Source organism: Natroniella sulfidigena, from assembly GCF_023223645.1.
GTDB lineage: Bacteria > Bacillota > Halanaerobiia > Halobacteroidales > Halobacteroidaceae > Natroniella > Natroniella sulfidigena.
Map to the genome: position 1 here is coordinate 108269 of NZ_JALKBY010000006.1, position 24131 is coordinate 132399.

General features: G+C 35.4%; 25 protein-coding genes and 1 riboswitch. Of the genes, 4 read left to right on the plus strand and 21 right to left on the minus strand.

The features are described from left to right. Positions 1-56 precede the first annotated feature (56 nt). Both rbr and MWH28_RS05570 read right to left on the minus strand, forming a co-directional pair. Positions 57-632, minus strand: a complete 576-nt coding sequence (rbr, locus tag MWH28_RS05565) for a rubrerythrin (RefSeq protein WP_248618317.1) — start codon at positions 630-632, stop codon at positions 57-59. Positions 633-666: 34 nt separating this feature from the next. Next, entirely contained in the window at positions 667-1044 is a 378-nt protein-coding gene (locus tag MWH28_RS05570; RefSeq protein WP_248618318.1) for a desulfoferrodoxin, read from the minus strand. 333 nt (positions 1045-1377) lie between these two features. Between MWH28_RS05570 and MWH28_RS05575 the strand changes: the two genes are divergently transcribed. Then, positions 1378-3186 (plus strand): putative bifunctional diguanylate cyclase/phosphodiesterase, encoded by a 1809-nt coding sequence (locus MWH28_RS05575; protein WP_248618319.1) that lies wholly within the window; start codon positions 1378-1380, stop codon positions 3184-3186. Here MWH28_RS05575 and MWH28_RS05580 read toward each other — a convergent pair. From MWH28_RS05580 to MWH28_RS05660, 17 genes are all read right to left on the minus strand, one after another. Next, positions 3179-4447: an HD-GYP domain-containing protein gene (locus MWH28_RS05580; RefSeq protein WP_248618320.1), complete on the minus strand. Its 1269-nt coding sequence runs from the start codon at positions 4445-4447 to the stop codon at positions 3179-3181. The genes MWH28_RS05575 and MWH28_RS05580 overlap by 8 nt on opposite strands. 234 nt (positions 4448-4681) lie before the next feature. After that, positions 4682-5926: a secretin N-terminal domain-containing protein gene (locus MWH28_RS05585; protein WP_248618321.1), complete on the minus strand. Its 1245-nt coding sequence runs from the start codon at positions 5924-5926 to the stop codon at positions 4682-4684. Between the two features lie 263 nt (positions 5927-6189). Then, positions 6190-7728, minus strand: a complete 1539-nt coding sequence (locus MWH28_RS05590; RefSeq protein WP_248618322.1) for a secretin N-terminal domain-containing protein — start codon at positions 7726-7728, stop codon at positions 6190-6192. A gap of 49 nt (positions 7729-7777) precedes the next feature. Beyond that, positions 7778-8410 carry a hypothetical protein gene (locus MWH28_RS05595; protein ID WP_248618323.1) on the minus strand — a complete coding sequence of 211 codons (633 nt, stop codon included), beginning with the start codon at positions 8408-8410 and terminating at the stop codon, positions 7778-7780. A gap of 1 nt (position 8411) precedes the next feature. Beyond that, complete coding sequence (locus MWH28_RS05600; RefSeq protein ID WP_248618324.1) at positions 8412-8963, minus strand: type IV pilus inner membrane component PilO; 552 nt, start codon at positions 8961-8963, stop codon at positions 8412-8414. Beyond that, the gene (locus MWH28_RS05605) at positions 8963-9523 is read right to left on the minus strand and encodes a PilN domain-containing protein (protein WP_248618325.1); all 561 of its coding nucleotides are present in this window, start codon (positions 9521-9523) and stop codon (positions 8963-8965) included. Before MWH28_RS05605 ends, MWH28_RS05600 begins: the two co-directional genes overlap by 1 nt. Continuing rightward, the gene (gene pilM / locus MWH28_RS05610; RefSeq protein WP_248618326.1) at positions 9516-10598 is read right to left on the minus strand and encodes a type IV pilus assembly protein PilM; all 1083 of its coding nucleotides are present in this window, start codon (positions 10596-10598) and stop codon (positions 9516-9518) included. The genes MWH28_RS05605 and pilM overlap by 8 nt, the downstream gene beginning before the upstream one ends. 27 nt (positions 10599-10625) lie before the next feature. Continuing rightward, positions 10626-11735: a PilX N-terminal domain-containing pilus assembly protein gene (locus tag MWH28_RS05615; protein ID WP_248618327.1), complete on the minus strand. Its 1110-nt coding sequence runs from the start codon at positions 11733-11735 to the stop codon at positions 10626-10628. Between the two features lie 21 nt (positions 11736-11756). Continuing rightward, positions 11757-12254 carry a PilW family protein gene (locus tag MWH28_RS05620; RefSeq protein ID WP_248618328.1) on the minus strand — a complete coding sequence of 166 codons (498 nt, stop codon included), beginning with the start codon at positions 12252-12254 and terminating at the stop codon, positions 11757-11759. 263 nt (positions 12255-12517) lie between these two features. Continuing rightward, entirely contained in the window at positions 12518-12907 is a 390-nt protein-coding gene (locus tag MWH28_RS05625; protein ID WP_248618329.1) for a type IV pilus modification PilV family protein, read from the minus strand. A gap of 207 nt (positions 12908-13114) precedes the next feature. Next, entirely contained in the window at positions 13115-13864 is a 750-nt protein-coding gene (locus MWH28_RS05630; RefSeq protein WP_248618330.1) for a prepilin peptidase, read from the minus strand. 57 nt (positions 13865-13921) lie between these two features. Further along, positions 13922-14365 (minus strand): type II secretion system protein, encoded by a 444-nt coding sequence (locus MWH28_RS05635; RefSeq protein WP_248618331.1) that lies wholly within the window; start codon positions 14363-14365, stop codon positions 13922-13924. Between the two features lie 238 nt (positions 14366-14603). Next, complete coding sequence (locus MWH28_RS05640; protein ID WP_248618332.1) at positions 14604-15011, minus strand: type II secretion system protein; 408 nt, start codon at positions 15009-15011, stop codon at positions 14604-14606. A 153-nt stretch (positions 15012-15164) separates the two neighbouring features. Further along, complete coding sequence (locus tag MWH28_RS05645) at positions 15165-16337, minus strand: type II secretion system F family protein (protein ID WP_248618333.1); 1173 nt, start codon at positions 16335-16337, stop codon at positions 15165-15167. A gap of 180 nt (positions 16338-16517) precedes the next feature. Then, positions 16518-17564 (minus strand): type IV pilus twitching motility protein PilT, encoded by a 1047-nt coding sequence (locus tag MWH28_RS05650; RefSeq protein ID WP_248618334.1) that lies wholly within the window; start codon positions 17562-17564, stop codon positions 16518-16520. A 3-nt stretch (positions 17565-17567) separates the two neighbouring features. Then, positions 17568-19295 (minus strand): type IV-A pilus assembly ATPase PilB, encoded by a 1728-nt coding sequence (gene pilB / locus MWH28_RS05655; RefSeq protein ID WP_248618335.1) that lies wholly within the window; start codon positions 19293-19295, stop codon positions 17568-17570. 232 nt (positions 19296-19527) lie between these two features. Next, positions 19528-19609, minus strand: a riboswitch (cyclic di-GMP riboswitch). A 226-nt stretch (positions 19610-19835) separates the two neighbouring features. Continuing rightward, entirely contained in the window at positions 19836-20537 is a 702-nt protein-coding gene (locus MWH28_RS05660; protein ID WP_248618336.1) for a glycerophosphodiester phosphodiesterase, read from the minus strand. 294 nt (positions 20538-20831) lie between these two features. Here MWH28_RS05660 and holA point away from each other — a divergent pair, with 294 nt between their 5' ends. Then, positions 20832-21848, plus strand: a complete 1017-nt coding sequence (gene holA / locus MWH28_RS05665; protein WP_248618337.1) for a DNA polymerase III subunit delta — start codon at positions 20832-20834, stop codon at positions 21846-21848. A gap of 59 nt (positions 21849-21907) precedes the next feature. Here the strand turns inward: holA and MWH28_RS05670 are convergent, their stop codons facing one another. Both MWH28_RS05670 and MWH28_RS05675 read right to left on the minus strand, forming a co-directional pair. Next, on the minus strand, positions 21908-22339 hold the full coding sequence (locus MWH28_RS05670) for a bacteriohemerythrin (protein WP_248618338.1): 432 nt from the start codon (positions 22337-22339) through the stop codon (positions 21908-21910). 14 nt (positions 22340-22353) lie between these two features. After that, positions 22354-22803 (minus strand): CBS domain-containing protein, encoded by a 450-nt coding sequence (locus MWH28_RS05675; protein ID WP_248618339.1) that lies wholly within the window; start codon positions 22801-22803, stop codon positions 22354-22356. 313 nt (positions 22804-23116) lie between these two features. Here MWH28_RS05675 and MWH28_RS05680 point away from each other — a divergent pair, with 313 nt between their 5' ends. Together MWH28_RS05680 and MWH28_RS05685 are read left to right on the plus strand one after the other, a co-directional pair. Then, the gene (locus MWH28_RS05680) at positions 23117-23326 is read left to right on the plus strand and encodes a putative motility protein (protein ID WP_248618340.1); all 210 of its coding nucleotides are present in this window, start codon (positions 23117-23119) and stop codon (positions 23324-23326) included. A gap of 360 nt (positions 23327-23686) precedes the next feature. Next, positions 23687-24067 carry a hypothetical protein gene (locus tag MWH28_RS05685; protein ID WP_248618341.1) on the plus strand — a complete coding sequence of 127 codons (381 nt, stop codon included), beginning with the start codon at positions 23687-23689 and terminating at the stop codon, positions 24065-24067. Positions 24068-24131: the final 64 nt, after the last annotated feature.

Below are 24131 nucleotides of genomic sequence, written 5' to 3' on the forward strand. Positions count from 1 at the left end.
AATAAACCCTACGTTAAAGAATTGCTCCTTTAGCGTAGGGCCAACTTAAAGATCAATTAATAATTCTCTTCTTTCAATTCAAAGTAACTCTGTGGGTGAGCACAGGAAGGACAAGTTTCTAAAGCTTCCTCACCTTCATGAACATAACCACAATTATCACACTTCCATCTTACTGCTTCATCCCTCTTAAAGACTTCACCTTCTTCGATATTCTCTAGTAAAGTCACATATCTTTTCTCATGCTCTGCTTCAACTTTAGCTATCTCCCTAAAGACTTGAGCTACCTCAGTAAATCCTTCTTCCTCAGCAACATCAGCAAATTCAGGATATAATTCAGTATGTTCTTCATTTTCTCCCTCGGCAGCAGCTTTCAAATTCTCTTCAGTCGTACCGATCACTCCTGCTGCATATGTAGCAGTTATCTCTACAGCACCACCTTCTAAAAATTGAAAGAAGGTCTTAGCATGGGCTCTTTCATTACGAGCAGTCTCTAAAAAGATATTAGCGATCTGATTATAACCCTCTTTTTTAGCTACTGAAGCAAAGAAGCTATACATATTTCGTGCTTGAGATTCTCCAGCAAAAGCCTTCAATAAATTCTTTTCAGTTGCAGTTCCTTTTATCGTTGCCATAAATAAATCTCTCCTTTATTATTTAAATATCTAACTATGCTTTCCATAAACCATGTAAATTACAATACTCACGCACTTCAATCACTTCATCCTTAGCTACATTAAACTGAGCTATTGGGTCTTGATCTCTATCAAGTTCAGCACGCAATACCTGCTCAGTAGTTAAAACTTCAATAAATTTAATATAATGCTCTTCTTCCATTGGATGATGAGTACTACCAACAACTACTTCAATCCCATCAGTAGTCTCTTCAACTACAGGAACATGCTTTTGTTCAGCAGGATCAGCAGTTTGAGCTTCTAGCTGTTCCATATTTTCACCACAACAGACTAAAGCTGGTGCACCTTGATGAAGGATTTGAACTACATTCCCACACTTATCACACTTATATAACTCTCTTAGTTGAGTCACTATTATCCCTCCTTTTTTATTTGTTGATTAATTTGATTTTAAAAAATGCTGTGGAATAATTCTAACTTATTCCTAATAATAATTATTACTCGTAACTATTATTTTCTAGACTGAATTTATTTTTCCTGCTTATTTTCAATTTTTTCTTGAATTAATTCACATGTTAAACTTTAACAATGATTTTAGAAATTATTTCTTATAAATGATTATTAATTTATTAAAGGTAAATTAATATTATTATAGAAATAAACTATATGATCTTCAACTATGAGTTTGGCTTGTTTTTACATATGCTTTAAAACATTCATTATTTTTACTGAGGAGGAAATTCAATTGATAATCGGCACCTTAACAATAATTACTATAACTCTAATTATCCTACAGCTAAAATGTAAGAAAAAGAAACAGAAATTAATCGCAAAAGAAAAATTCAATAATAAAATTATCAATGCTACTAACTCATTAATCATTGTCTTTAATCAAGATTATAAGATTACTTCCTTCAATAGTTATTCAACGGAATTAACAGGTTATAAAGAAGCAGAGGTTATTGGGGAAAACTTCTTAAATCTATTACAAGATAATAATACTAAAAAAGAATTACAAAATAATTTACCCCAGTTGTTAGCTGATAATAAATCTCAACAACCATCAATTACAACTCAAATCAACTGTAAAGAAGGTACAGAGTGTAATAATGATAAATGTTTAATTTCTTGGACCTTTTCTGAAATTGAATCTCTTAATCAAGAAGGTGACTCCTTCTTAGCTATCGGCAAAAATATAACTGAATTGCATAAAGTTAAGGAAAATTTGAAATATCAAAATTATCATGATCATTTAACAGGACTACCTAATCGTAAGTATTTTAATGATCAGTTTAAAAAAGAGGTTGAATATGCAACCGATAATAATTATAAATTTGCAGTAATGTTATTAGATATTGATCGCTTTAAACTGATTAATAGTATTCATGGACATCAGACAGGCGATCAACTTCTAAAAAAAATTGGTAAACAATTGAAAGATATTTTAAAACCTAGAGATCAAATTGCCAGAATGAGTGGCGATGAATTCATGGGTCTATTAACCCAAATTAGAAAGCCCAAAAAGGAAATTGAAATAATTGTCAATCAAATCTTAGAATTATTTGAAAGACCTTTTGAAATTAATGATAAAGAATTTAATTTAACTGTTAGTATAGGTATTGCCTTTTATCCTTCTGATGGTAAAAGTGCAGAAGAATTATTAAAACATGCTGATATAGCCGTTTATCGGGCCAAAGAAATTAGAGGTAATAACTTTGAATTATATGATATTGATATGAATCATAAGGTCAATGAAAAATTATTTATTGAACGGGACTTAAGAAAAGCAATCGACAATCATCAATTAGAAGTCTATTATCAACCGATTGTAGATTTTAAAACTGGAAAGATTACCAAAGCCGAAGCATTAGTCCGCTGGAATCATCCACAACGTGGTCTAATTTCACCAGGTAAGTTTATCCCTTTAGCCGAAGAAACAGGACTGATTGTCCCTTTAGGCAACTATGTTTTAAAAAGTGCTTGTCAGCAGATTAAGCACTGGGCTGAAGCTGGATATAATCCAATTAAAGTTTCAGTCAACCTCTCAGCCCAGCAACTACATAAACCTGGCTTAGAAGAAAACATAAGCAAGATCTTAGCTAATACTAATCTAAGACCTGATCTTCTAGGAATTGAAATTACAGAAAGTATCGCTATGCAGAATATTCCCTTAACCAGCTCTATTTTAGAAAGATTTAAAGAAATGGGAATTTCAGTCTTACTTGATGATTTTGGTACAGGGTATTCTTCTTTAAGTTATTTGAATAAATTCCCAATTGATATCCTCAAAATAGATCGTTCTTTTATCAAGGGTATCTCTATCGAAGATGAGAAGAGTGCTATAGTTTCTGCAATAATAGCTATGGCTAATAAGTTGCAGATTAAAACAGTAGCCGAAGGAATTGAGACAATCAAGCAATTTAATTTAGCTAAAGAATATAATTGTGATGAAGCACAAGGATATCTTTTCAGTAAACCTATCCCTGCTGCTGAATTTGAAAAGTTATTACAAAAAGAACAGAATTTCAATCAACTAAATATTAAAACTAACTAAGTTCTTCATTAACTGCTTGATATTCTTCTTCTTCCCGCAATTGAATTTTCTTGCGGGTTATATTAATTTCTTCGTAATTATCAGTTAAAGTTGCTACTATTGTCTTATCTAAGATTGATTCATCTACCAGATCATTTAATACAGCTAAAGCCTCTTCTTGCTCCATCCCTTGCCGATAAGGTCTATCTTCTGTAATAGCTGTAAATACATCTGCTACAGCTATTATTCTAGCTTCTAAAGGAATTTCTTTAGCTGACAGCCGAAAAGGATAACCACTACCATCCAATTTTTCATGATGGTAAGCAGCCCAGCTAGCTATCTCCTTTAGCTCTTCAATCCGCTCCAAAATTCGATAGGTATAAAATGGATGCACCTTAATTTTATTATACTCCTCTGCTGATAATTTCCCTGGCTTATTTAAAATTTTGACCGGCGTAGCTAATTTACCTAGATCATGTAAATAACCAGCAATCTCTAATTTTTGACATTTCTTTTTATTCAACCCCATCAATTCCGCTAGCATCCTTCCACTAGCAGCTACTCCTCTAGAATGAGTAGCAGTAAACTGGCTTCTAAAATCTATAATTTCACTGAACATTTCAGCTAAAGCATATAAATTAGACAGCCCTAACTTTAATTTAACCCCCTGCAATCTATTAGTCAAAATCCGACTCAAAATTGATGAATCAAGATCAAACCAAAAACTTTCCTTGCTAGCTAGATTATTAAAAGCCTCTACAAATTCAGGAATAAACTTGGCACCTGCTTCTTGATTAATCGTGGCTTTAATTCTATCCCGTTGGCCCAATATCTCTTCTTCATTATTAATTAAAACATCAATCCGGTCTGCTAAATGAATCAAATGACTCTCCTTAGGCACAGAATTTCCATTGTAAATTTGACCTGCACCCTCTTCCCAGTTCAGGTGATGATAACGAACAAAGTCAGCTACTTCCGTAAAAGGAGCAAACTTTCTTAAGATCATAAATCCTCGTTCTGCATGCTTAAATGCAGCAGCTCCTACTTCAAAATTTAGAGCAGTCAACCGTTCTTCCAAAGAAAAAGCTCCTACATCATGTAAACTACCAGCTAAAATTAAATCTTTTTCTTTTTCTTGGGACATTCCTAGCTCCAATGCCAAACTAGAGGCAATATACGCTACCCGTTTATGATGACCATTTACGACAGGACTGACCAAATCTATTGCATCAGATAAACATAAAATCATATCAAATAATGAAACCTTTTCAAACTGACTCATTAAATCCCCTCCGTTTCAATTAACAATTTACGATGCACAATTAAATTTAATAAAAAAGTTGCCTCCGGCAACTCAGTTTAAGTCTAAGATTGAATAATAAATCATTCTGTTAGAATTACTTAAGTTGATGAGTATAGCCTCAACCTTTATGCTTTTAATGGTTGACTTAGTCTTAGCCTTAAACTTAAGATATCTCTATTTAATATTTAATCATTTTAGCATAAAATACCTTTTTTAATCTTTATCCTCTGCAGATTTTTTAGTTATAAACTCCTCTACAACCTCCGAGCTAATTTGTTCTTGCTCATCAGTCATAATTTGAGGGGTAATAAAGATTACTAACTCCGTCTTCTGTAGATCCATCTGCTCTCGACTAAACAACTGACCCACTACAGGAATATCCCCCAAGACTGGAACCTTAGATATATTTTTAATCTCTTCATCCTTGATCAAACCACCGATTGCAATCGTCTCATTACTTGCAACCCGAATCTGAGTTTCAACTTCTCTAGTACTGATTACTGGATAATCATTATTTTGGCCCGTTCCTGTTACTGCACTTACTTCAGGATTCAACTCAATCAAGACTTGCTTTTGATCAGTTATGCGAGGAGTCATTTGAAGACTGATTCCTACATCTATAAACTCTACATCAACCTCCCCCTCTCCTACTTCCCTTGTAATTGGCTCTCGGTCACCAATCTTAATTGTTGCTTCTTCCCCATCAAGAGTAGCAAGCTGAGGACTTGCTAAAATAGATGCTTCTTCTTGGGATTCTAATAAATTCAAAATCGCATTATAATTAAAAAGGCTATTTCCAATTTTAAATCCACTTCCTTTATCATTAGAGCTATTAAAATCAATCTCACTGGACTGCCAATCAATTCCTAAACTATCCTTCTTCTTATAAGAAATTTCTACTAATTTAACCTCTAAAGCTACTTGTTCTTTAGCTAAATCAAAATTTTTGATCAACCGCTCTACTTTTTCTAATTGACTTTCATAAGTAGTAACGATTAGACTATTGGTTCGTTGATCAATTACAATCTTACTATCATTAATTACAGAACTTAAACTCTCTTTTAATTCCTCAGGTTCTGAATTCTTTAATTTGAATATTTCAGTAACTTGTTGCTCAAGCTGTCCACCTGGAAAGATAAGTACTGTCCCATCAACAATCTTATACTCCAAATTATGAGTAGTAGTTATTAACTCTATAATTTCTAGTAAAGACAGATCTCGTAAAGTTAAAGTTGCTTTTCCTTGAACTGAGCTATCAACTATTAAATTAACCCCAGCTAACTCGGTTAAGGTTCTAAACACATCCTGTAATTCTGCTTCCTTAAAATTCAAGTCAATTCCATCTATCTCCTCTAGGTTAATTTCAGCTGCTTTAACCACAGAAGAAAAATTTATACTTCCCAGACAAATCAACAATATTACTATCCAGAGCAACCTTTTATTAACTTTAATCATCATTCCTCCTTTCATCCGCTACTCCTTTTAGTTTTAAATTATGATTTTATTGGAAAGAATATGTTTATTTTCCATATTGAATTAATTATTGGAGTGAATAAAAAAGTTGCCTCCGGCAACTCAGTTTAAACCTAAGATTAAGTTTAAGTAAAATCAACAAATACAAGCTAGTAAAAGTTATTCATAACCTCTAAAAAACATACTTTCCTTAATGATAAAAAAAGGCCCAGACCATTTAGAAATGATCTGAACCTCTTTTTTAGCTTTTAGTTATTAGCTTCTTTCAGTTCTAGATACTCTTCTTCTGGAAACAGCTCTAAAACAGAAGGAAAATCACCTTTTTCTAAACGTCTAGCCAAACTCTGTGCCTGGCTCCACTCCGTAGAGAAACCTACATGAACTAAATCAAGCCCCTTATAAGGAATAATATAAGTTGAATAATCCATCTCTTCTAACTTATCAATCATCTTGTAGGTATTTTCTTCCTCTTCAAAAGCACCAACTTGAACTGCATACAACGAGGTAGTTATCTGCTGCTTAAGATCCTTTTTATCTTTTTGCTCTTGACTAGAATCCTCGTCGGTTTTTATCTGAACCAACTCCTCTTCCTTTTTCTCCTCTTCTAACTCCTCTTTCCTTTCTAATAATTCTTCTTGATCCTCAATCTCCTCATCTATAATAGTAGGGGTCATAAAGATCACCAACTCTGTCTTATCAGTCTCAGTTGTAGTCCAACTAAAGATCCTTCCTAGTAGTGGAAGGTCACCTAGTAGCGGTAACTTCCGCTTTCTTTCAAATTCTTCATCTTTGATCAGACCACCGATCACAATCGTTTCTTCATCAGCTACTCGAATATTTGTCTCCACCCTACGATTACTGAAGACTGGATATTGATTTCCCGTCATCCGATCCTCTCGATATTCTATAATAGCTGTTATCTCTGGTACTACCTCCACAAATATCTGCTCACTTTCTGTAATCCGTGGAGTAATCTCTAAATCAATTCCTACCTCTCTATAATCAACCGATACTTCCTCGCTTCCATCTTCATCCATACTATAAGTAAAAATAGGTTCTTCATCCCCAATCATAATGGTAGCTTTTTCACCATCGATAGTAGAAATTTGAGGACGGGCCAAAATACTACTTTCACCTTCACTCTCTATAAATTTTAAAATATCTCTATAACCTCGATAATCTAAAGTACTCAAATTATCTAAACTCAAATCATCACCACTTAAACCTACCTCTTCCATTTTATCATGAGAAAACTCCTCAATCCTAACCTCTAAAGCAATCTGTCTTTTAGCCCCATCAAGCTCACTAATAAGCCTTTCTATTATCTTAAGTTCCTCTTGATAAGCAGTAATAATCAAACTTTTTGTCCGTTCATCAACTCTAATATTACTACTATCTGTAATCAAATCCAGAGTCTCCTTTACCTCTTCAGGCTCTGAATTATTGAGCCCAAAAACCCGAGTCTCCTGCTCACTATAAAATTCCTTTAACCGATCAGGTGTTGAGATTACTATCGAATTATTAAGCAACTTATAATCTAAACCACTAGTTTTAGTCAAAAGATCTAAAGCTTCAAAGAATTCAAGCTCGTCTAACCGAAGCGTAACCTGACCTTCTACAGAACCATCGGTCACTATATTTACCTCAGCTATCTCAGCTAGAGCACTGAAAGCATCCTTTAGCTCGACCCCTCTTAAATTTAAATCTATTTTCGTATCTTTGATTCTAGACTCCAGTACAGATTCATCTTCAGCAAGTGACTCTACTACATCCGTTGCTAAAAACAAAGTACTAAATCCCACTAGTGCAATAATGATTAAGACCCTTTGCTTTAATTTAATCCTCTTCACCCCCTAGCTTATAAGTAACTTGTTGATCTTCTTGCTCAATAACAACCTCATTAGCCGTTATTACTTCTATCTTTAACCCCTCAATTTCAAAACCCTGTTCAACTATATAGCTACTACCATCAATCTCTAAAATACCTCTCCTATTAGCTCCAGTTCCTAAAATCCCTAGCACTTCAACCCTTCTTTTAAGTTCTATCTCATCTTCCTCTTCCTCACCAGATACTGAAGTATCTAGATCTTCACTTGATTCTTCACTCTCTTCTACTCCCTTAATTTCTTCTATCTCAGATTGATCAGTAGAATCTACTAACTCTGTCAATTGAGCACTAAAAGGATTTCTATTCTTTAGATCATAGTCTAAAGCTCCTAGATTACCCCTTTTAGCACTTAATTTTTTTAATTCAACAGGTAATTCAGCCTCAACCTCAGCCCTACGTTGCTCATCAATCATAGTCACCAACTCATCTTCAAACTCAACTAAACCTTGATTGAAAAAATCACCACTCAAAAAACGATAAGCTAAGATAAGACCGCTAGCAAAGAAGAAAAGAACGAGCAAAAAAATCAGAACTAACTTTAGCTTAGCTAAGCTAAAGTCATCTTTAAATTTAGTAATCAACTCAATCCCCCTCTCCTTGGAAAGCATAACCTAATACCTCTACTTCAAAGTTGAGCTCTCCACTCAAAGTCGCTGGTGATGAAATTTCTAGATTGTTGGCCCGTACCAAGTAATCAAATTCAGATAACTCTTTAATAAAATCTAACAAGCTACTATAATCACCAACCAAGGCTAAGTTGACTGGATACTGAAGATAAGCATCCTCTTCACGAGTGCTAGCTGGATTGATACTCAACAATTCCATCCCTGCTGCTAAGGCTGCTTCATCAAGATCTACAACCAACCTATTCCTTTGCCCAACTTCTAAAAACTCAACTCCTCCATCTTTCAATCCTTCTAACTCTTTTATCTCCTCTTTTAAAAGCCTGACTCTACGCAGTTCAAAACTGCTCAATTCTAACTCCTGTAACCGCTCTTCAAGTTCATCCTCCAGTCGAGCCCGCTCTTCCCATTGGGGGGCATAAAAGAAGTGATAGGCTCCTGCTATAATAGATACAATCACAAGAATAATCAATAACTTCTTTTCTCTAGCAGTCAATTCTCTAAATTCCATCATTGCTCACCCTGATTTCTGGCTATAGTGCCACTCAATTGAAAAAAGATAGCTTTCTCTTCTGCATAACCTAAGTAACTAATCTCCCTCTGTTCAGCATACTCAACCTCTAAATCACTAAAATAAGGTGAAGTCTCTAATTTTTCAACCAGACTTCTAACTTGAGGTCTTAAGACATAACCATCAAGGTTGAACTCTTGAGCAGAGTAGATATTAAACTCCTCAATCCAAGCTTCATTAGGCATCAATAATTCCACCTTTTCCATCATCCCTAACCAGTCCACCTGCTGACCTATTATCTCAGCTCTATTTTCGATTCTACTTGTTAACTCCTCCTTATCAGACTCCAAAGCTGGTAAATTTTCTAATTCAGCTTGAACCTGGCTTAACTTATCTTCTGTAATTTCCAACTTCATCCGCTGTTCTCTATTATATAAGACTAATCGCACAGAGGTGACAAGAACTACTAAGATAATAATGACTACTAAACTGCTAATTAAAATCTTCAACCAATCAACCTTCTGCTCCTCTAAATACTCAGGTGGTAATAGATTAATCATCTCCTCTTACCCCCCTTAAAGCCAGCCCAACACTGACTCCTAATAACTGATTTGCAGCTAGCTCTTTACTATTCTCTATTTCAACTCTTAAAGAGTCCAATAACTCTAATTTGTTGACCTCTATTCCAAACTCTTCGCTTAAATGCTCAGCAAAACCTATCAACCTACTTCCGCCACCAGTTAGAACTATCTGCTCGATATTATAGCTCTTAAATTTAACCTGAAAGTAATCTAGAGAGCGATAAATAGTAGTAGTTAGATTTCTGATAATTAAGCCCAACTCTTCTTCAAAGAGGTTATGATTACACTTATATTCTTCCGCTTCCTCCAATTCAAGATCGTGATTATCAGCTACCTCTTCGGTAATATTACTCCCACCTACACTGATCGTTCTAGTAAATAAGAGTTGGCCCTGGCTACAGATAGAAACATCGGTAGTCGAAGCACCCATATCTATAATAGCTAAGGTTTGGCCCGGATAAAGATGTTCAAGTGCTCTAATTAGGGCCAACGGTTCTATCTCTATAGCAAGTGCTTTAAGATCTAATCGCTCAAAAAGTTCTAAGTAACTATCTATAATATCCCGATCTACAGCTACCAACATCAATTCGTAACTCCCATTCTCCTTCTTATTTATAATCTCATAATCTAAGATTACATTCTCTAAAGACATTGGAAGCTGCTCTTGAGCCTCCCATTTGACAGCCTCTGGCAGCTCCTCTTTAGGGATAGCAGGGATCTCAACCATTCTAATAATCAGCTCCTCCCCACTGATAGCAGTCACTACATGGGTCGCTTCGAAGCCATTATTAGCTAGTAGCTCCTCTATCTTAGCACCCAAAGCATCAAGGTCAGCTATCTTTCCTTCTTCAAGTGCATCCGGAGGGGTCGTTGCTATAGCCAAGTTGTTAAGTACAATCTCTGCTCCATCTAGCTCAGCACTGACGATTTTGATCAGATTAGAACCGATATCAAGACCGATCGTCTTTTTATTGAGCAAGCCTGAGATATTGTTTTGGAAGAGATTTGCTATATTATTTTGCAATAGGTCTCCTAATTTATCCACTATTTGCATTTTATCACCCCTCCTTCATTCTCAATTTTAACTTTCATCCCACCGAATTATTTGTAAGGTTTCGCTAGAACCACCTTCTAATAGATCATAATTAATCGGCAAGCTACTATCATAAGTTATTTCTGGAGTGTTATTTTGGGCACTATCACTATTGCCTTGACCTAAGCCAGATAAATCAATCTCTTCAGAACTCATTAGCATACCATTATATTTATAATGAGGACTACTATTAACTTCTTCAAAATTAAAACCATCCTCAGCATAAATATAAGCTCCATTTTCATCTGAATTAGGAGCATTACCCTTCATTTTAAATTCACCATTAACTATAAAAAAAATATTTTCTAATTCAAAATCACTTCCAGTATTATGAATAGTTAAATCTCCATTAACTACAACTATTGTAGCTTCATCTTTTAAACCAATTATTTTTTCAGTGGAGTTCAATTCTAATCCATTTTCATCTGGCTCAACATAAACAAATTCCTCACTAAATTCTATACTGTCTCCTGAATTACCTGAACCTTCATTTATATAATTTGATAAATCATCATTAATAGTTCCTTCATTTTCTGCTTTAGTTTTATAAACATCAAAATTAAAACTGATCATATTATCTAAACCTGCTAGATTATCTCCTCCTTTAAATTCTCCATTAAACACAATATCTTCAACTCCAGGTATTATACCATCTCCAGAGGCAACAGAAATATCCTCTAACTCATTTTCAAAAAAATCATCCCACTCATCTTCGGTAAATTCTTTTCCAAATTCGACATCTAACTCTACTCTTCGTGTAACACCATTTTCTAATTCACCATCAGAACTAATTTTATATTCATACGGAAAACTTAAACTCTTAACTTCTATATTATATTTATAATTCCCCGCTCCTAAATCGTCTCCACCGTCAACATTTTCACTTAAATATCCACCATCAGCCGCAATAATATCCCTAAATGCTCTTTCTACTCCTGCTTCAGCAATATAAAAGGCCTTAACATAATCTTCACTGCTACTAGTTAATCTAATCTCACTTTTAACTAATACAGACATTCCTGTAACCAAAACAGTCAAGACAACCATCACCAACAAAGCCAATAAAAGCACTGAACCTTCTTCCCGATGAATAAACATCTTCATCCACCTCCTTCAAGCTTAATTTCTGAGATAGACTGTATTTTGAAGTTCATATTTTTGATTCCCTTGCTTCAACTTAAGATTAATAACGACCAATCCTTCATCAATTTTGTCAATATCAAAAAATTGACTATCATTATAAGCATCCATATCTATAATTTCCGCAGTTAATGAGCGACTAGTTTCATCATTTATCGTCCTTGTTAGCTTTCCCAAACTTGAATCATCATCTTTGATTACTTTATATTGTATTTCTTGACCTTCATAGACCAGATTTAGTTGAAAGCCGCCTCCTATGCCATTCTCTGCTGGCTTAGCCCTGCGAGCATCCCTACCGATTTGCATCATTATCAGACGAGCAGCCTGTTGAAGCTCCACACGATCTTGGCTAAAACTCCAGACTCGCCAGCCTGTCAGGTGAGTATTATAAATAGCTGTAAAGACAACTCCGATAATAGCTATTACAATTAACAGTTCTATTAAAGTTACAGCCTCTTCTTTATGGAAATTCTGCATAAACCCACCCCCAGCTCTAATTATAATACTCTCCCTACAAGTCTTATTAGACTTTCCGTAATAAAAACCATTTGCTAAATTCAATACTGTTATGATAACACTTGACGGATATCTAAATCTTTCTTCACTCCCGTTTCAATTCACAATTAAATTCAAAATATTAAAATCAAAAAGCTGAAAGAATCAATAGTCAAAAATATGAAATAATTAGATTTTTTCTATCCACTGTTAACTGCTCACTATTCACTGCTCACTGCTTTGACTTATCTTTTTGTAATCAAAGTTACTAATTCAATCTTTTGGCTATCATCATCCTCCCAGGAAACAGTAACCGTCACTTTCTTAATATCTTCCAAAGCATCTGGTTCCTCTTCAACCTCAATATCTAAATCAAAACTAAAATTACCTACTTCTTTAGTTTTCTCTTTATCTTCTAACCCCTCAAAATCTTGAGCCTTCAACTCTTCCATCATCTGTTGGCCCACATTCAAAGCCTGAGTCCGTTGATCAGTCCTACCTATAAAACTGAGACTACTACTAAAAAAACTCAAAGTCGGTATCAAAACAATAGAGAGGATAGCAATCCCGATGACCATTTCAAGCAGACTGAATCCTTCTTCTTTAGAAAAAATCTCTTGATAGATCATCGGCATTACTCCCCCCTCTAGATAGTTTACGGTTTACAGTTGACAGTTAAAATCACTTAAAACCTTGCTTCATTACCAAATCCAAGTTACAAATGTTAACTACCTTAATAATAAATGGCTTGATATTGTTAATTCTTTAAGAACTAATTAACTATCAATTATCAATTTTCAACTCTCAACTAAAACTATTTCATAACATAATCCTAAATTTCACTAATTAAACCTAAATAAATTCAAATACCACGCAATAATCTGCTCTCCCCCTAAGATCATCAGCACCGCTCCTAAAGCAATCAGTGGCCCAAAGGCAATCCGATCCTTTCTATCCTTAACACCTGCTATCAGCAAGGGAACAAGTACCACTGCACCAATCAATGAACCAAAAAACAAGCTAAACAGAGCCAATCTTGCTCCCAAAAAGCTCCCAATCATTGCTAAAAATTTGACATCACCCATGCCCATATCGCCACTCACTACAGCCAGTAAGAATAAAGCTCCCCCTGCTATTACTATCCCAAGCAGAGAGGAAGCTAAAGAGATGTGATCAAATAATAAATTGAATATAAGTCCGACCCCAATCCCAAAATAATTGATCTGATTGGGGATAATCTGTTGCTTAAAGTCAATCACACTGGCTGGTATTAAGAGTATTAGCAAGAAGCTATAGACCAGAAACTGAGAGCTTAAAGAATACTGCTGATAGAGGAGCAGAAAGAGGAGTCCGGTCAACAACTCCACCACTGGATACTGTAAAGAAAATCTGCTCTTGCAATAACGACACCGTCCCCCCAACAGCAAGTAACTGACAACAGGTATTAGATCTCGAGCACCAAGCTTGGTCTGGCACTGACTACACTGGGAGCGAGGAAAGACTATTGATTTACCAGCAGGTAGACGGTAGATGACAACATTGAGAAAGCTACCGATCAGCAGTCCGAAGATGAAAATTAGTATATTTAGCATTTATCTCGCTCCTTATTAATAAACCTTACTTATTTTTAAAATAATGAATACTAAATATTAGTCAGTATCAGTAGGTTCCCAAGAAGATTCCCATTCACTATCGTCATCCCACTCTTTCACTATACCATGTTCTCCTGTTATGGCTATATACTCTCCACCTTCTTCAATCGTAAATACATAATCTTCATCATCTGCATTACCATATACAAAGTTTAAACCACTAGGCATTTCAATACCCATATCATCATCCAAATCACCAAAAGTTGGTTTATTCTCTTCTTCTCCAGGCCAATTTCCTGTCATAGTGTGATACATGTCTATTGAATTTTGTACAGTTCTAGCATTAGCCTCTAAAGCTGACCTTTCAGCCTGATCACCAACCCCAGTTAACCGTGGTACAGCCACCCCAGCCAAAACTCCTAAGACCACAATCACCAACATCAACTCAACCAAAGTAAAGCCTTCTTCGCCACCAAGTCTCCTTCTTAACTTTGTTATCATTTTTATCCCCCTTTTTTAGTTTACAGTTGACGGTTAAACCCATAAAACCCAAAAACAAATATTTTAAGATTTTGAACTGTAACTATCAACTATCAATTATCAATTCCCAACTATATATAACAATTATAACATATCAATCTAAAAGTAATCTAAAATTAGTTTGAATCTGAGCTTAAGGCTAAGTAAGATCAAAATCTTAACACTACTAAGCAAAAAACATAAAATGGATCCAACTTTTTTAATCATTCCAATCTTTACTAATACTCTCTTCAGTAATGGTCAACTGATTACCATAATCATCTGCTATAGTTAACGTAAATGAATCATCATCTCCAAATGGAGGTTCATCATCATCAATTATTTCGACATCTAAATCAGAAATACTAAATTCATCTCCTAAAGCCTCATTTAAATCTGCTATACTATTAATATCATCATCTAAATCAGGATAAGAACCCTCAAAAGTCCGATACATTTCCATCACATTACGAATCGTATTGGCATTGGCCTCTAAGACAGACCGCTGGGCCCGCTCCTGAATCCCACTCAACCTCGGAATTGCAACCCCCGCCAGGATTCCTAAAACTGTAATAACTACCAACAGCTCAATCAAAGTAAAGCCATCCTCCCTAGCCCACCTTTCCATCGGCATCCCTCCTTTCTTGATATTTAGTGTCAGTGTGAGTAGTGTGTGTGAGTAAAAGCAAAACCTTAGCCCTTATGTTTTTGACCTCACTCACACTCACACTCACACACATAACTGACACATAATTGTAATAATTATCAACTATAAACTGACTTAAAACCCTTGTATCATCTCAAACATCGGCAGCATCACCGAAATTACAATTCCCCCGACAACGATTCCTAAAATGAGAATCATCGCCGGTTCAATCAAGGAAATCATAGCATCAACCTTATACTCTACTTCTCGCTCATAAAAATCAGCTACCTTTTCTAGCATTCCATCGAGATTTCCAGTCTCTTCACCGACTCTGATCATCTGGAGTACCATCGTCGGAAATAAACCATCCTGCACAAAAGGAGTAGCAATGCTCTGTCCTTCACTGACACTCTGACGAGCCTCCATGATCCTCTCTGCTATCACCCGATTGGTCATGATCCTAGCTACAATCTCAAACCCCTCTAAAATTGTGACTCCACTTCTGATCAGAATAGAGAGGGTCTTGCTAAATCTAGTCACCGCAATCTTGATCAGCAGATCTCCAACCAGAGGTATCTTTAGTAAGAGTGCATCAATCCTTCTCCTACCATCCTCACTCTGATAATAGCGATACAGAGCAAAGATCATTGCTACTGTTGTTAATAGAATCAAATACCAATAATTGGCGACAAAACTGGTAATCATCATCAAAATCCTAGTTGGTAGAGGTAAATCAATATCCATTCCTGCAAACATATCGACAAAGGTAGGTAGGACAACTCCTACTAAAAAAGCGACGACTCCCATAGCTACCACCATAATTACGACCGGATAAGCTAAAGCTGAAGTAATCTTTTGGTTGAGTTCATTCTCTCGTTCAAAGTGATCAGCCATCTCATTTAAGGTCTCATCTAAGACCCCTCCCACCTCACCGGCCTCCATCATACTGATAAAGAGCTGAGGAAAGATATAATCCTCCTCTGCTAAAGCCTCAGAGAGGGACATCCCCCCTTCCACATTCTCCCGCACAGAGTTGATCGCTTCTCGTAATTTATGTTTAGTAGCCTGCTCAGCAAGGATATTAAGCGATCTAACTAATGTAAGTCCAGAATCAATCATAGTCGCAAACTGACGACAAAAAAGGGAAAGATCCTTTAAATTGACCTTCTGAAGTTGATGGAATCGCTCCCGCAAACCACCTCCACCAACACTGATCTCTTCAATAGAGGTAATATAATAACCACGGTTGCGTAATCGCATCACCACTGCTTTCTCACTTTCAGCCTCTATTCTACCTTCAGTCAGCACTCCCTCACTATCTCGAGCCTTATATTTGAATAATTGTGGAATGGAACCCCCTCCCCTCTCTTACTAATTTACAATTGATAATTGACAGTTAAAATCAAGAACTTTAAAAACTTTTGAACTAAAAGAATTTGAATTTGTGATCTTTCACTCACACCGACACTAACACTCACACTGTTTTTCTTAGATTAGTTTCTGTAATACCTCAACATTATTTGCCTTATCGAACGCCGTCTCCCGACTAATCTCACCTTCTAAATAAAGATCACGCAATGAATAATCCATACTGTGCATCCCCTTATCGCCTCCAGTCTGCATAATCGAGTCAAGCTGATGAGTCTTACCTTCCCGAATCAAATTTCTGACAGCTGAATTGACAAGCAATAACTCTGTAGCTGCTACACGATTCATACGATCCACAGTAGGTAATAACTGCTGAGATAAGACCCCTTCTAAGGTTAAGGAGAGCTGAGTTCGAATCTGAGTCTGCTGGTGAGGAGGAAAGACATCGATTACCCGTTCAATGGTTTCGGAAGCACTATTAGTATGTAAAGTGGCAAAAACTAAATGTCCTGTCTCGGCAGCCGTAATAGCAGTAGATATCGTTTCTAGATCACGCATCTCACCTACCAGAATTACATCAGGATCTTGACGTAGAGCAGCCCGTAATCCATTAGCAAAGTTCTGGGTATCTTTACCGACTGCTCGCTGATTAACTATACTCTGCTGATGTTGATGGACATACTCGATTGGATCTTCTAAGGTAATGATATGCTTATCAGCTTCTTGATTGATCAAGTCAATCATTGCAGCTAAAGTGGTAGATTTACCGCTACCAGTAGGGCCAGTTACCAGAAACATTCCTCGAGGTTTAAAGGCCAACTCCCTTAACTGCTGAGGTAGCCCTAATTCCTTAAAACTCAAAATACGATTAGGAATGGTTCGTAAGACAGCTGCAGCGTGACCTCGCTGTTGGAAGGCATTGACCCTGAATCTATAATCCTCTAAATGATAAGCAAAGTCTACCTCTCCTTGCTCCAAAAACTCCTTTTCTTCCTCAGGGTTCATCATCTTCTTGATCATCCGCTCAGCCTCCTCGGCTGTCAGTTTCGAATTCTTACTACTTCTTAACTCCCCATTGATTCTATATCTAGGCTCTATTCCTACTGTCAGATGTAAGTCCGAAGCCCCTAATTTAATCCCTTCCTCTAACAATTGATCTAACCGCATCTTTTATTCCCCCTCCTCTACTTGTACCTTAGTTACTCGCATTACCTCTTCTAATGAGGTAACTCCTTGCTCTACCTTCATTAATCCAGATCCTTCTAGGGTAATCAAACCCTTCTCTTTAGCCAAATCTTCAATCTCAGAAGCTGAAGCATTTCGCATTACTAACTTTTCTAACTCACCATCAACCTCCAACAGTTCATGAATAGCAGTTCGACCTCGATAACCTGTCTGGTTACATACTCTACAACCTTGCGGGCCAAATCTTTCAAGCCCTGATCCTTCATCAGCATTTTGCTCTAACTTCCCTTTAAAAGAGTCCAATTTCTGATCAAAATCTTCAGGCAACTCCTTAGTTGTCTTACAGTCATCACAAAGTGTCCTTAATAATCGCTGGGCAACAACTCCCAGGACTGAAGAGGCAACCAAAAAGGGCTCAACCCCCATATTGACCAACCTAGCTAAAGCTCCTGAAGCTTGGTTGGTATGTAGAGTACTCAAGACCAGATGGCCAGTCAAGGCAGCATGAATAGCAATTTCAGCCGTCTCCTTATCTCTGATCTCTCCGACCATGATTATGTCTGGATCCTGACGTAAGATCGATCTCAAACCATTGGCAAAATCAAGCCCAGCCTTAGGATTTGTCTGCACCTGATTAACCCCATCTAGCCTATACTCCACCGGATCCTCGACAGTAATAATATTCTGCTCTGAACTATTTAAAGATTTCAAAGCTGAATAGAGGGTAGTAGTCTTTCCACTTCCTGTTGGCCCGGTAATTAAGATCATCCCATAGGGTTGATTGATCAACCTTTTGAATAAACGCTCCTGTCCTGGCAAAAATCCTAACTGCTTCAAATCAAGCATCAAACTACTCTTATCCAAAATTCTAATTACTACCTTCTCACCTTTGATCGTAGGTAAGATCGAAACTCGCAAATCAACCTCCCGATTTTCCAAATCCAACTCTACTCTTCCATCTTGAGGCACCCTTCGTTTAGCAATATCGAGCCCAGCCATAATCTTAATTCTTGAGATCAAAGCCGAATGGGTATGACGCGGAACATTCATCTCATTATAAAGGACTCCATCAACTCTATACCTGACCCTAACTATCTCCTCTTGAGGTTCAATATGTATATCACTGGCTTTGAGTTGAATCCCTTCTTCGATAATATTGTTGACCAGTTTGACCACTGGAGCCTCTTCTACCATCTGTCGCAACCTATTAAGCCCTAGCTCTCCGTCTTCTTCTCGCTGTACCCGTGAGCTAATATCTTCTACAAACTCATTAACTACATCTTCATTGCCATAATATTGATTAATTGCATACTCTATCTCCTCTGGACTAGCAATTACTGGCGTTATTTCACAGCCTGTATGGACACTGATATCATCAATAGCCATTACATCCAACGGATCAGCCATAGCTATCGTCAAAGTATTCCCTTTTCTCTTCATCGGAATCAACCTATGCTTTTCAGCCAAAGCCTGAGGAATCATCTTTACAACTTCAGGATCAATAACAAACTTTCTTAGATTAACCTGAGGAATTCCTAACTGAAACTCCAAAGCCTCCATCACATCCTGGTCAGTGATCAAGCCCATCTCCTTCATCACTTGGCCCAGTCGTTTATCACTACCTTTTTGTTCCTGTAGAGCTTGTTGTAACTCTTCTTGAGTAATAAAACCTACTTCTACTAAAATATCACCCAGTCGCTTCTTTTTAATCATCTCTTTTTATCACCACCCAAAGCTAATAATAAAACTTTCATCTACATCAACTTAATTTTAGTGTCAGTGTGTGTAAAAACAAAACCTGAGTCCTTGTGATCTTAACCTCACTCACACTCCCACACATAACTGACACATAATTGTAATCAAGCTTTTGGTTTTTACTAATCACTAATATATTTATATTCAAATTGCTCTTTAAAGATAATAAAACCTAAGCCCTTAATTAAAAGAACTTAGGACGGTTTCACCACTAACTCTGTATAATCCAGGTGACCAAATACAGATTATACTTCACTGTCTCCTATTAGTAATTGTTACTTAATCTCTATTTCGACACTCAAGTTAACATTCCTCCTTAAATGGATTCACTTTTCAATTTTTCACTTACTTTCTTCCGCAATCAAATTAAAAGTCAACTCCAAATAATCACTGAAACCCTTTACTACTTCGTATTGACCACAAGCTCACTATCCTCTGTTCTTGATATCTAAAAATAATATTACCAGCTCTAGTTTCTAATTTAATCTCTATTTCTCTTTAAATTAACAATTCAGGATAATCTGTCATAATTCCATCAACACCTAACTCCTTTAATCTAACTATTTCTGCTCGCTGATTGACCGTCCATGTATTGAGCATATAACCTGCTTCTTTGATCACAGCTACTAAGTCTTCTGTTACAGTTAAGTAATGTGGATGAATCCCATCAGCACCTGTATCTTCAATCAATCTAATCGGATTAACTGGTAAGGAAGCAACTAAAATTGCGCTTTTTAATCCAGGGTTGCTCTCTTTTAAAGATTTAATTAACTGATGATTAAAGGAGGAAATAATAACATCTTGACTAAAACTTTTTTCTTCTAATAACTTGACCAACTTTTTAATAACCAGCTGATAATCTTCTCTAAGTATCTTTAATTCAATATTAAGCTGTAGTTGGCCTTTTACCAGCTCAATTACTTCTGCTAAAGTCAAAATTCGCTCTTGAGCAAATTGTTCACTGAACCAACTTCCAATATCAATCTTTTTAAGTTCCTTTAACTTCAAATCACTTACTTTCTTCTTAATTCCAGCAATCCTGCGCAGATCATAATCATGAAAAACGATCAATTGATTATCTTTTGATAATTGAACATCTATTTCAACCATATCTAAATTCGCTTTAATTGCTTTCTTAAAAGCAACCTCTGTATTTTCTGGGGCCAACCCCGCAGCACCGCGATGACCTATCTTCAACATCTAATCACTCCATGAATTTAAGATTTGTTAACTTGCTTACATCAGTATTGTGATTAACCAAGTATAGTTATGTTACAATTCAGTTTAAGTTTAAGTTTGAGTCTAAGTAAGAGCCAAGCCCTTATGTTTCTAGTGGTTGACTTAAACTTACCTTCGGGTTTATAAAAACCCTTCGTAATAAAAACCATTTCCTCAGCCTTAAACTTAAGCTATTTATCAATTAATTGACTTTCCCCATAAGATTAAATATAATATATAATTAGCAATAAGTAAAATTAAGCAAGGAGGCTTCTTATGGATCCTAAACAGATTTTACAAAAAGATCTCAATCAATTGGCCCCAGTTTATCTAGTTTATGGTGACAATTACTTAATTAAAGAATTCAGTGAACAATTTATTTCTACTTTTGTCAATCAAGAAATGAAAGATTTCGGTTGTGATCTAATCACAGAAACTAGTGAAGATTTCATTTACAAGATTATAAATTCAACCCAAGTAATGCCCTTTATGTCTGATAAAAGAATTGTAGTCGTTCATACTACAAATTTATTCAGCAAAAAGATGGATAGAAGCGAGTCATTAATTGAACTACTTGACGATTTTCCTAAGACAACTAGATTATTATTTGTCAGCTTCAAAAAACCTGATAAACGGCTTAAATTATATAAAAAAGTAGCTAGTATAGGAGAGGCTTTAGAGTTTAAGGAATTAAAGTATAAAAGGTTAGATGATTGGATTAAAAACAAAGTAAGAGCAGAAGGTTTAACTATAAGCTTTCAAGCAATCAAATTATTAGAATCAACCTTTAATAATGATCTACAGAGACTAGATACAGAACTAGAGAAGATTATTACCTTTGTTGGCCCTACAAGCAAAAAAGAGATTAACAAACAAGATGTAGCAAAGGTCATCAGTAAAGATCAATTACTTAAGGAGAATGCTATTTTTGATTTTGTAGATGCAATTGGAAAGAAAAAAAACTCTCAAGCTTTAAATCTATTAAATCAAATTATGATAGATGGAGGTTCTTCTAAGCAAATTTTAGGAATGATTGCTCGACAGATTAGATTGATGCTTCAAACCAAATCTTTATACAGAAAAAATTTAACAGTTAAACAGATTGCTCGCAAATTAAATCAACACCCTTATCCAATTGAAAAGTGCTTAAAACAGAGTAAAAACTTCTCAATGGATAGCTTAGAAGAAGGTTTAGAAGAATTACATCAGACAGACATAAATTTAGTCAGTAAAAGCAACCCAGAACTAGAAATGGAACTACTTGTCTTGAAGTTGAGTCAATTAGGGCAATAAATTTAGTTAGATAACGAAAATTATCTAACTAAATTTTTATCCACTTAGCCAGCTAGTGATCAACCATTACTTTGTATATACTCAGCTAAATTTCTGTCTATTTTTCCGATATGACCAGTCAACCATTCCCTAATCTGTTCAGTAATTTGTTCCACTAACTCTGTATCTATCTGATCAGCATTAAAAAAGTCCAATTTTAATTGGTTGATCTGATCAATTAACTGCTGATGAGATCGCTTATGTTCTTCATAGTGAGGGTAATTATACTTCAATTGCAACTCCTCTTCATCTGCAAAATGAGTAACTGTATAATCAACTAAAAAATAGAATAAATTCTCTAACTTCTCTTCAACTCTCTGAGACATCTCGCCTTTTTCTTTCTCTTCTTCACAAGCTTGTAATAAATTATTAGCTACTTCAAATAGTTTTTTATGTTGCTGATCAATCTCTTCAACTCCTATCTCTAACTCACTCTTCCATTCGATAGGCATTCTATCAACTCCTTTTACTCACTTAAATAATCTATAATATCCCCTCTGCTAACAATTCCAATTAAGTTTCCCTCTTGATCAACAACAGGTGCTCGCTTAATTTCATTATCAGCTAACATAGTGGCTATATCTTCAACTGTTGCATCAGAAGTAACGGTATGAACTTCACGCTCCATTACATCTTTCACCTTAGCTCCTACCATCTTCTTGAATTCTTCTTCAAATTTTTTAAAACTCTCTAAATATAAGATACTATCTAATAAATAAATATAATTAGGTAACTCAAGTTTTTTACCCTGCCTGATCAAGTCACTATCACTTACAATCCCCACTAATTCTTGCTCGTCTACCACAGGTACCCCACTGATCTTATTCTCACTTAAAATTTTAGCCACTTCCTTAACACCTGTCTCTGGTGTCACAGTAATCACATCTTCAGTCATAATTTCAACTGCTGTCTTCATTTTTATCCCCCTCTCAAATAATATGAATCTTACTTTTAGAATTAGGATTTAAACATTACTTTATACTTAAAAAGAAATAATAAAATAACTCAATAGAGAATATAATCTTTTGATCTTAACTAGTTACTAATCACTAATCACTAGTTACTAGTTACCAGTCACTAATCACTAACTACTACCATTTATATTCTTTATAATTAACTTATTTCCTGCCAACTAAGAAAAAATATAGTTTTTAGTCTACTACAAACAGGAAACAGAAGTATTATTCCCTAATTATTGGTATAAGATCTTCAATTCGAGGAGGGCGATTATGGATATTAGTTCAAGGTATGAGGAACAGATTAGTAGTGTCCAGCAGGCAATTAGTACAACTAATTTACAAACAGCTATGAATCAAGATGCTGAAGCAGTAGATACTTTATTAGAAGGGCTTGAAGAAAGCAATGAAGCGATCAGTCGAGCAGAATTAGAAAAAGCAGTAACACCTCATAAGGGCCAAAATATCGATATTACACTTTAATAAGAAAACCATCCAGTTAATAATTATTAACTGGATGGTTTTTCTTTTTATTATTTTTTTAATTTAAACCCAATTAGCTGTTTCATTTAATTGCTGATTATGGTAAAATTAAAGCAGGAAATAATTCTAGTTTATTCAACAACTTTCACCTTCTTATTACATTCAAATCAATCATTATCTAAATTTTCTAATCGTTCAGCAAAAAATTTACATCTATATTAAATAATTTATTCTAAAATTTAAACTGGGAGTGATATTATTGTAATAATTATCATTAAAAAATGTTACGTATTCTAATATTTAACATGTCTAGTAAACTTATTTAGTACTTACTTAGCCTTAATAAAAGGAGGATTTTAAATGGACCTACTTAGCATTGCAACTGTGACTTATGTTGGTGTTCCAACCATCTCATCAACACTACAAAGACATAATAACTTTGAAAAATCAAATGTAGAACTATATTTCCGTAGCTTATTGAATTCAGAACAAAATTTAAGCTCAATTGGAAAAAATAAAAAAATTCAACGCTATTTTTTTGCTATCATCGATAAAGTAGCTTCTGAAGTAAATAAAGACAAGATAGAAGTAGTATGGAAAAATGCTACTATCAATCTAGTACATGGTTTTGATGATTTGGAGTTTAAAGACAATTTTCTACATACACTTGATAATCTTACAAACTTTGATTTAAAAGTTCTTCAGGAAATTTATTCTGCTGAAGATAACCCTATGTGTTAGGATAGTTGTCGTAAGGAGTAAAATCTGTGTATAATAAAGTAACGACAATAAATCCTAAGGAGAA